Below are 9,531 nucleotides of genomic sequence, written 5' to 3'. Positions count from 1 at the left end.
CATTAAAGCCTTTTGCGCAAAAGCATTTCATTATCGCATCAGGCTTTATCACCAAGTTAATAAAGAAATCTAAAATTTAAAGCCTTCAGATTCTCATCTAAAGGCTTCCCAATAATCTTTCCCATACCGTTCCCTTGGATGGGTTTATCTGTGGTCCTAAACTACAAAACCCGAACTCTTTTATAGCTGATTTATATTGTGCGGTGGGTTTGGAGGATAATTTGTTGTGGTTTTAAAATTGAGTGAATTAACAACAAAGGTTACCAAAAATTTAGCTACATTATTCTAATGAAATGCCTCGATATTCTCTTACAACAAATAAACTTGAGCGATTTTCACATACAACTTTTTTCAAAAGCTCTTTATCTGTACACAGGAGATCTATATTACTATGGCCTGATATTTTTATAATAAATGGCAATTCACCATGTGAAATATCTAAATCATGATATAACAAACCATGTTTATCAAATACAGCAATTGGATATGTAATTAAATCTCTGGAAAATTTTAATAAATCCTCCGTCGTGAAAATTAAAGCGCCTTTAAATTTATTTGGAATATCGTTTTGTTTGAATAAGGTTCGTAAAGAGGTTAAATTATCCTCGTCATTAGGAAACCATTTTGAATCTCTATCATGATTTACAATCCAGGACGAAGCATTATCAAGTTGCAATATTGTATTTTTAAACCACTCTTCATAAGCTTCAAGATATTCTGTTAAACTTATATCTCTGCCTTCGTAACCACCAGGTAGTTGAAATGAAACCCCATACCATTCTGTGTATGAATAAAAATGATTGCCTAAAAAATCTATGTACTCTTCTCTATCATAGGGAAGTGCCTTTTTAAAGCTTTTTCTAAATTCTATCATAGGTAATTCTTATTCTACTCGTAAGTGTATCATCATTACTTCATCTCAAATGTAAATTAAAGCATATCTAAATTCAAAAGCTTTCAGATTTACATCTAAAGGCTTTCAAAACAATTCTTTCCCATGCCGTTCCCATGGATGGGTTTAAAGTGATCTCAAAAGCTCCGATTTCAAACTTATTTTTGAGCGATTTACAACTGATTATTGACATTCTGGGCCGTGRGGAATGATTTTTTTGAACTTGATGGGAAGTTTATCGAACGCTTTTGCAGGTTTTCAGGATTCCTATCCGATTCTCAATGGTTTTCAGCATCAATAAAGCGGAAGTTAGATAACCCGAAAAAATCGATTTATTGATGAGCTCGCCATTGATTTTAGTTTACTATTTTTGATACGTGAACCCCGGACAACAGATACTATTCTTTTTTAGCGCTTTAGGAGCCTTCAACGGCTTCGTAATCAGCGGCTATCTGTTGTTCTTTAAAAGGCCAAAGTCTCCGGCCTCTTACTTTTTGGGACTATTGCTGCTGGCACTCAGCATCAGGATAACCAAAGCCATCTTTGGCTATTTTTACCACGACCTTCCGCGAATCTATCTGCAAATAGGGCTGTCCGGCTGTTTTCTGATCGGGCCCTCCCTTTATTATTTCACCAGGGCTGCACTTGAAAATATCCAAAAAACACCAACCCGGTGGAAGTATACCTATTGGGCCTGGATTGCCGGGATTGTAATTTTAGGGACGATCGTTCCCTACCAGACCCATCCATGGGATTGGAACCATTATATTGTACATATCATCTATGCGCAATGGGTGGCCTATTTTATTCTGACAGGGTGGCTGCTTAGGGAAGTATTAGCCAAAGTATTCACGAAGACAGAAAAGCTCTCTCCCGGAGAAAAACCGATACTGTCGATCTTTCTTGGCAACACGGTAATACTGATCGCCTATCTGATCGTTTTTTTCTGGTCCTTTAGTAGTGTATATATCAGTGGTGCGCTTTTCTTCTCGTTGCTGCTCTACCTGAATATTCCGTTGTTCGTTAACCGGAAAAAATCAGACACAGCCTTCCTTGGTAACGGGGAACCCGGGCGTTATGCCCGAAAGAAGATCACTGAAGATCATGCCATCAGCCTGACGGATAAACTCCGGAAAATCATTATTGATCAGGAACTCTATAAGAACCCCGACCTCAAGCTCAACGATCTGGCCAAAAAAATCAATATCACAGGGCACCAGCTTTCCCAACTGCTTAACGATAACCTGGGCAAGAGTTTCGCAGTGTATATTAACGAATATCGTGTTAACTGTGCCTGTGAATTGATTACAAACGACAAGGGGATCAAACTGGAGGAGATCGGATACGAGGTCGGCTTTAACTCGAAATCCACTTTCTATACCGCTTTTAAAAAACACAAAGGTACTACCCCAACCCTTTATAAAGAAGGATCGTCGTCTGCCGCATTTCCTGTAATAGGTTCGGAATTATAATTCCGAACTCCCGAATCTCAAATTCAAAACCACTTTGCTAACCCTGCCAAATAGCTTTGGACATTCAAAGTCCGAAGTATATGAAATCTACTTGCTTATTATTTCTTTGCCTGTTAACCGGCATCTCGCTTCACGCGCAGGTTAAAAGCATTTCCGCAAAGATAACCGATGCAAAGGGGATCCCATTAGCGGGTAACTTCCTGTTGACCGATACTGTAGGGAAGATCATCAAAAGCAACGGCTTCAACGGAAACATTGCCATTACCGGCCTTAATAACACCCTACTCAGGTTGAAACTTAGCTCAATATTGTTTACAGATACTACCTTTAATATCCGCTATGCCGGAAAAACCGAGGTTGATCTGGGTACGATCGTGCCAGAGGAAAACACTACTACGCTCGGGCAGGTCACTATCACCTCTTCCGCACCGCTGATGCGCTACGGTAATAACGGCAATTTGGAAGTGAACGTTGCCGGAACCATCCTGGCCAGCAGCAGTTCGGTTAACGAAATCCTTTCCAGAACTCCCGGGCTTACGGTAAATGAAGGCGTCATTTCCCTTCAGGGAAAGGGCGAGGCGATCATCTATCTTAACGGCACCCTTGTACCGGGCGAACGCCTGGCCAGCATACCCACCTCACAGATCACTAAGATCGAGATCATTGCTAACCCTTCGGCAAGATATGATGCCGGAGGGCGGGCCGTGATCAATATCACCACAAAAGCACCGGGCGGAAACGGATTAAGCGGCAGGGTCAGCCAGCATCTAACAGCATCCGATTTTGCCGGGACCAATGCCAACACCTTTGTTGATCTGGGCTATTCAAAAAATAAGTTGTCCCTTTCGGCAAACATCGCGCTACTCAAAGGTAGCGGCCGGGAATTGCTCTACACCGTAAGGAATAGACCGGACTCATCAGACTATCTCAATTCTGCGCTTACCACAGATTGGAACAGGGACTTTAACGTTTACGCGACATACGGTTTGGGCGCTCGCTACCGATTTTCGTCCGGGTCAGTACTGTCACTTTCCTATAGCGGAAACAGGGACCATCTCGGCGGAACAGTGGACAGCCGAAACCAGATCACCACACTAACAACCGACAATATCTACGGCAGCAACATTGCGAGGGACGAGCTCAGAAAAAACAATACAATGATAGCCGACTTCACCAAAAGCACCGATACACTTGGTTCCGGTGTTTTTTTTAGCGCCCAATACGCGGGATACCGAACCGGCAATAATGACCAGATCGACGAATTCGGGGGCACTGCGCCCCGCTACTTGCAAAACGCTTTCTCCCAGCGTCTGAACATCGTCAGCATACAAGCTGACCGCACCAAATTCTTCAGGAAAGATTTAAAACTGGAGACCGGACTCAGGTTCAGCAATGTCGGCAACAATTCGGATACCCGGTTCCTTATCGCAAACAGTCCGGACGGGCCATACCTGCCTGATGCRACTCTATCCAGCATATTCGATTATAACGAAACGATCGCGGCCGCCTATGCCAGTTTATCTGCCAATGCCGGGAAACTGGGCATCGTTCTCGGGGTTCGTAGCGAGTGGACTACTTACAAATTGAGCACCTCAGCCGGCATGGGACAGGATTTCAGCAAAGAATATCTGAACATCTTCCCAAATCTGCAGCTTGAGCTTCCGCTGGAAAATGGGAATAAGTTCAGGGCATCCTACAACGCAAGGATCACCCGCCCCAGGTACCAGGCACTCAATCCGTTTGTCATGTATCAGGATGCCTTCACCACAATTGAAGGCAATCCCAACCTTGTACCGGAAAAAGCACATGCGTTTGAACTTTCCGCCAACTTTAAAAAAACGGAGGTAAAAATGGGTTACACCTATACCATAGACCCGCTGTCGGGAGCTGCCCTGAGAGGAAGCACCCCGGAAAGCTATGTGCTCAAGTCGATCAATATCAGCCGTGACCGTACTTTTCTTGCATCGATTACAAGGCCCTTTTCTATTGGCGACTGGTGGCAATCGATCAATACCRCCAGTATCACCTACGGAAAGGCCTTTGATGACAAATATGGTTACGCTACCGGAAAAGCAAAGCCACAGGCCTATGTGTATTCCAGCAATACCTTTAGTTTGAAGCACGGTATTAAGTTGCAGTTGCTTGCCTGGTACCTTGGTGACCGTCACTACGGTATCCGGCATGATGACAAACGGTCGATCGTAACTGCCGGGGTCGAGAAGTCCATGTTGAATGGCAATTTGAAACTCGGGCTGACCGCCAACGATATTTTTAACCGGTTAATTTCAGAAGGCGACTATAATGTGGGTAAGACACAGGTATACTATAACCGGCGCTATGGTAACAATCATTTCAAGCTCACCGCCACCTACAGGTTTGGTGGTACTGAAGGGGCGGCTCAACCGCAAAGGCAGGCGCAACCGGAAAATAGCAGGGCCAATTAGCAAGGCATTTTAGACTTGAGTAATTATCTTTAACTTCGGTTTTTAAGGCTGAAAACGCTATATAATAATAGTGGTGTAATGATGAAAAAAGAGGTGCTGGGTTGTATTTTTCGGAAAAACCGAAATTTGAAGTAAAAACTTTCGAACTACAAGACTGAATGAAGCAGCAGGTTTAATATATCAGATTAACAGGAACTTGTGTGAAAACATAAACGGGAAAGATGCGAAATTATCGCTCCTTTCCCGTGAAGTGGTCCTTAGACTACAAAACTCGACCTCTTTTATGGGTGATTTGGGTTGTGCGGCGGGGTTGGAAGAGTATAGTGCGGTGATAACACCGACAATAGGCTGAATACCAATGTTAGTGGTTCGTTGCTAATTTTTTATGTGTTCTTGATTTAATATGAGCAAAATCTTCCTGTTTGGTAAAATACTCAAGCCCTAAAATTAATAATGTTGAACTGACAAAATTTACTTTCTGCATTATTGGTAATAAACTCCAATCACTTGTACCCCATAAGTAAACACTGTAATAAAAAACCAAAAGACTAATTATGCAAAAGAATTTAAATAAATGAAGTCTTGTCTTCAGGATAAAAACCGTGATAACAACTAAACATGTCCAAAACAAAGTGGTTGATATGATTAACATGATGTCATGCAAAGATGTTACAGTTAAAAATGTAAAAAAAATATTAGCTACACCTCCATATTTTAGAATATTGGCAGCGTTTTTATCAGGTATTTTTTTCGACATATTAATGAAAAATACTGCATAAGTAAATGGAAGGAGAATCATTCCTGAGTATGCCCAAATTCTGGAAGGGTTTTCGGCGCCATTCAATGCGTTTGTTCCAAACAGGTTGCTCATGAAATTTTTTGTCCAGTCAAAGCCAGTAGAATATTCATTGAACATTGTGCCGCCCGGGTAAATTGAAATAGCTATCATTATTAAAATCAACGAAATTACTACTCCTATTAAAACTGAATATTTCTTAATCATTTGCCTAAAGTATCGGTTTGTAAACTGTCAATGAGATTAAATCGCTTGCCTATTGTTACTAATTACTTTGCGTCTAGAAATAAAAATTCAGCCTGTGGTCGGAGTTATCACGGGATGTGTTCGGAAGAAATAAAAACGTTGTCATTTCGACGAGGAACGAGGAGAAATCTTATACGACCTGCAATCCGCTTATACAAGATTTCTCTTTCGCGCAGCGCTCATGCGGGCCCATGCTCTACCGAAATGACAAATTTTCATAGGAAATAATTCTTCCGAACACCTGTGGTGTTATCACCGCATCACTAAATTAATAAAGAAATCTAACTAAAAAAGCCTTCAGATTTTCATCTAAAGGTTTTTGACTTCTTTGTGGTCCTTAGACTACAAAACTCAAACTCTTATGGATGATTTGGGTTGTGCGGTGGGTTTTGAGAAGTGTGGTACGGTGATAACACTAGTATGAGTGAAAAGTCACTTAACAGTAATAATTATAAATAGCTATTAAAAATATTATGTTCTACGAATGGGTTTATTGGCAATGATAAAGCCTTTGAATTAGTAAGTGTCGAAAGAAAAGAACTTTTGCCTTTTATAGATTTATATTCACCTGGAAATACGTTCTTAAATATAAAATCGCAAAAGGTTAATGGCATTATTATTTTATTCATAGGCAATCTTATGTTGTTAATTGCTCCAACTTGAATTTCACATTTATGATGAGAAGCCACCTGGGAATCATAATCGATACGCAAATGTGAGCTATTGGTAAATTTATATTTATCCTCGAATCGACCAAGTATTAAAGATTCTTCACTTTCAAAATTCCCCAGTGCCCTAGAGTCMGTAACTAACCTCTTTAACTTTTCATCTGAAAGCGAAAGCTCAAACTGATGGCTAAAAATGTTAAATAAATCAAAATAATACTCACCTATAATCTCATCATTATAATCAGCTAAATTACTCTCAATATCATCAGTGGTATCTCTTAATACAACAGGATACGGATAATAACAAAGTTTCATTTTAGCTAACTTATTATCTTTAAAAAGATACACCAATTGAATACAACCTTTATTATCTTTCAATAAAAAGCTATATTGCTTATTTCGAATAAGCATCTCATATTCTTTAGCATATAAATTCTTAAATATTCCAGGAATATAATTGCCCCAGCTTATTTCATCATTTGACTTTGAATAATAGGTGCTAATTATTAAAGATCTAAACAATTTCTCAGTCTGTTCGATATTCGAATAAACACTATCCAAAGTCATACTCAATTACCTTTAAGCTTCTTAATGTCTTTTAAGAATTCGGGATCTTTATTTATCCTTTCTAACAAAAGGGCCCGGTATGCATCGTCCGAGAACAAGACATCGATGTCCTTATCGGCTTTTTCGACATCTTTATTGCTTTGAATGATTTTTAGTTTTCTCTTAATTTGATCTTCATCTGGAAACGTGAATTCAAATTTTGGATATTTTTCAATTATATTATTTATTTCTAACTCTAAGCTTTCAACTCCGGGCCCGTTACCATAAATATAGCACCAACCTCTTGTTCTTGTTATTGAAACAAAAACAGCATTTCTCATCTTAAACKTTGAATCTGTTATAACCCTTTGTGAATTAATAATAAATACAATATTTGCCTCGTTTCCTTTAGCCCTAAATGCTGTACTTAAAGTTACTTTCCCTGGTTCTTTAAAAGCATCTGTTGATTCTATGTAACCGGGCGTAATAGCCTTAATTTTGTTTATGTCTAATTGTTGCCTTATATATTCAAATTGTTGTTTCGAGTTTTTTATATCTAAATTTATCAAAATTATTTCTTCAGGTTCAACATTTTGATCATTGATAAGCCATTGAATTTTTTTTATTACTTCGCTTATTTCATTATTGATTGTTTTGAACTTTTTGAAAACAATTAATTTCTTTTCTAAGCTTCCTGATTCTTTAAGTAATCGTTCAAGTTCATTCTTACTATTTTCTTCCGGCCTCTCAACTACCACCTCGTCCCCTTCAACGAAAATTTGATTTGCTGGTTTAAGTACTTTATAACCTCTTGCGTTCCAATCTCTCTTATCTTCCATTGGAACTTTCGCATTAGAACTATATAACCCCAATGCCAATCCATGTGCAACCATCAAATTAATTCTTGGATTTCTGTAAGAGTTTGGTAAAACGAAATCTTTTTCAATCTTACCTTTATAAACCCCCTCTAGAACACTATTGGGCATATTAGGAGACCCATCTTCTTTCAATCCAAATAGGTCAACGGGTTGGGCAATCTTTAGTTCTGATAAAGATTGAAACTCATCATAAGCCCAAACTATACGTCTTTTTGTTAGATCTGCATCGATAGGTTTTGTTAAATAATAAATTGTTTCAAAAAAAGCAGGGGAAAAATCCTGTGCTTCATCAATCAAAACAATGTCATATGTTGGTACTATGTAATTTTTCGCAGTTTGAAGTAGATTTGAATAGATTGATTCAAGCGGATTCTCATGGCCTTTAACGTTTAAATAATTTAAAGGTTTGAGTCCAGCACTATTCGCAGTATTATAATACAAACCTGGCGTACTACTTCCTCCCCACGCATGAAGAATATGCAAATTATTCCAATTGGGCATCGTCTTAGCAAGGTTAAAATAATATTCAGTAATAGTTGACCTTACTTGATTATACATGCTTTGAGTATTAAATACAAAAAGAATTTTCTGATTTTTTAATGCTTTGTGCGCTAGCGCCGCCTTCATGCATAATATCACAGTTTTGCCTGTTCCCGCTAATCCCCTTATTCGTTGGGGGCCAGGTGGCACTTGTAGTGCCACCTGGCGTTGAGTCCTATCTAATTTGAATGTATAATCGAGAGACTTTTTTATAAATTCATTTAAAGTCTTAGGGACTTCTAATATCTTCTTTTTTTTGATCTTGCTAAAGATATCTGAGCCATCTAAAATAGAGTCAATAACATCGATAGATGTATCTGATAAAACTTCAGGGCTGGGTTTATATAACTCTACTAAGTTTAAATCATCAGAAGTTATGAAATTATTGATTAACTTATTATTTGTATTTTCATTAAGTTGGCCGATTTCAATTTCGGAATTATTAGCAAAAATAAGTAGGCTGGATATTCTTATATCCTCTGACCACTCGTTGGTTCTAACATTAAATAGTCGAGTATTTTTCTTTAGAACACTTTCTATTTCTCTGACATACAGTGTTAATGATAAATCTCTAGAGTAAATGTCTTCTTGTTGGTCAGTCTTCCAAAAATCATCATCCGAATCAAAATTTATAAGTTTATCACTTACAACGTCTATAATTATAATACCGAACCTTTTTGATCTAATTATAAAAGATGGAATATCGTTACTGAAGATACCCAATGAGGGAATCTTATATCCCAAAATCCCTTCATATTGATCAAAATAGTCAATAAGTGTCTCCCATATGCTTAATTCAAAGGGATTATTTTCCGTTTCTATATTGCCTGCTAAATATTCCATTGGATTTAATTACATCTTGGTCGTTTCTTAATTAATCAGTTCAAGAGGCAATGTTAGGATTAAAATTAATCATTTTATAATTCTCTAAGAACGCCCTATTAGGAAATTGTATGAGAAATGAAAAACATGTTTCACGAATCTTTAATTTTAATCACTAGTAGGAAAGTTGTCACTATTCAACTGCTTAAATCCAGTCTCGATCGTTG

Annotated in this window: 6 protein-coding genes; 2 read left to right on the top strand and 4 right to left on the bottom strand. The window is 38.3% G+C overall.

What is annotated here, in order from left to right; genetic code table 11:
• Positions 1 to 280: 280 nt before the first annotated feature.
• The gene (locus AC1DRQ_RS27410; protein WP_429400702.1) at positions 281 to 874 is read right to left on the bottom strand and encodes a hypothetical protein; all 594 of its coding nucleotides are present in this window, start codon (positions 872 to 874) and stop codon (positions 281 to 283) included.
• Between the two features lie 395 nt (positions 875 to 1,269).
• Between AC1DRQ_RS27410 and AC1DRQ_RS27405 the strand changes: the two genes are divergently transcribed.
• On the top strand, positions 1,270 to 2,364 hold the full coding sequence (locus AC1DRQ_RS27405) for a helix-turn-helix domain-containing protein (RefSeq protein WP_477428672.1): 1,095 nt from the start codon (positions 1,270 to 1,272) through the stop codon (positions 2,362 to 2,364).
• 80 nt (positions 2,365 to 2,444) lie between these two features.
• A complete protein-coding gene (locus tag AC1DRQ_RS27400) occupies positions 2,445 to 4,808 on the top strand; it encodes a TonB-dependent receptor domain-containing protein (RefSeq protein ID WP_477428670.1) in 2,364 nt (787 codons plus the stop codon).
• A 361-nt stretch (positions 4,809 to 5,169) separates the two neighbouring features.
• Here AC1DRQ_RS27400 and AC1DRQ_RS27395 read toward each other — a convergent pair whose 3' ends face one another.
• From AC1DRQ_RS27395 to AC1DRQ_RS27385, 3 genes are all read right to left on the bottom strand, one after another.
• Positions 5,170 to 5,811, bottom strand: a complete 642-nt coding sequence (locus AC1DRQ_RS27395; protein ID WP_477428668.1) for a hypothetical protein — start codon at positions 5,809 to 5,811, stop codon at positions 5,170 to 5,172.
• Positions 5,812 to 6,299: 488 nt separating this feature from the next.
• Positions 6,300 to 7,085 carry a DUF2290 domain-containing protein gene (locus tag AC1DRQ_RS27390; RefSeq protein ID WP_477428666.1) on the bottom strand — a complete coding sequence of 262 codons (786 nt, stop codon included), beginning with the start codon at positions 7,083 to 7,085 and terminating at the stop codon, positions 6,300 to 6,302.
• A gap of 2 nt (positions 7,086 to 7,087) precedes the next feature.
• Positions 7,088 to 9,325 (bottom strand): DEAD/DEAH box helicase, encoded by a 2,238-nt coding sequence (locus tag AC1DRQ_RS27385; protein ID WP_477428664.1) that lies wholly within the window; start codon positions 9,323 to 9,325, stop codon positions 7,088 to 7,090.
• Between the last annotated feature and the right edge of the window lie 206 nt (positions 9,326 to 9,531).

It is taken from the genome of Mucilaginibacter sp. P4_E8 (assembly GCF_056401495.1).
The sequence above is the reverse complement of the archived record's forward strand: the minus strand, read 5'-3'. Positions and strand labels throughout refer to the sequence as shown.

Excerpts from the sequence above, each read along its gene's own strand:
- AC1DRQ_RS27410 (WP_429400702.1), bottom strand. The coding sequence starts at position 874 with ATGATAGAATTTAGAAAAAGCTTTAAAAAGGCACTTCCCTATGATAGA.
- AC1DRQ_RS27395 (WP_477428668.1), bottom strand. The coding sequence starts at position 5,811 with ATGATTAAGAAATATTCAGTTTTAATAGGAGTAGTAATTTCGTTGATT.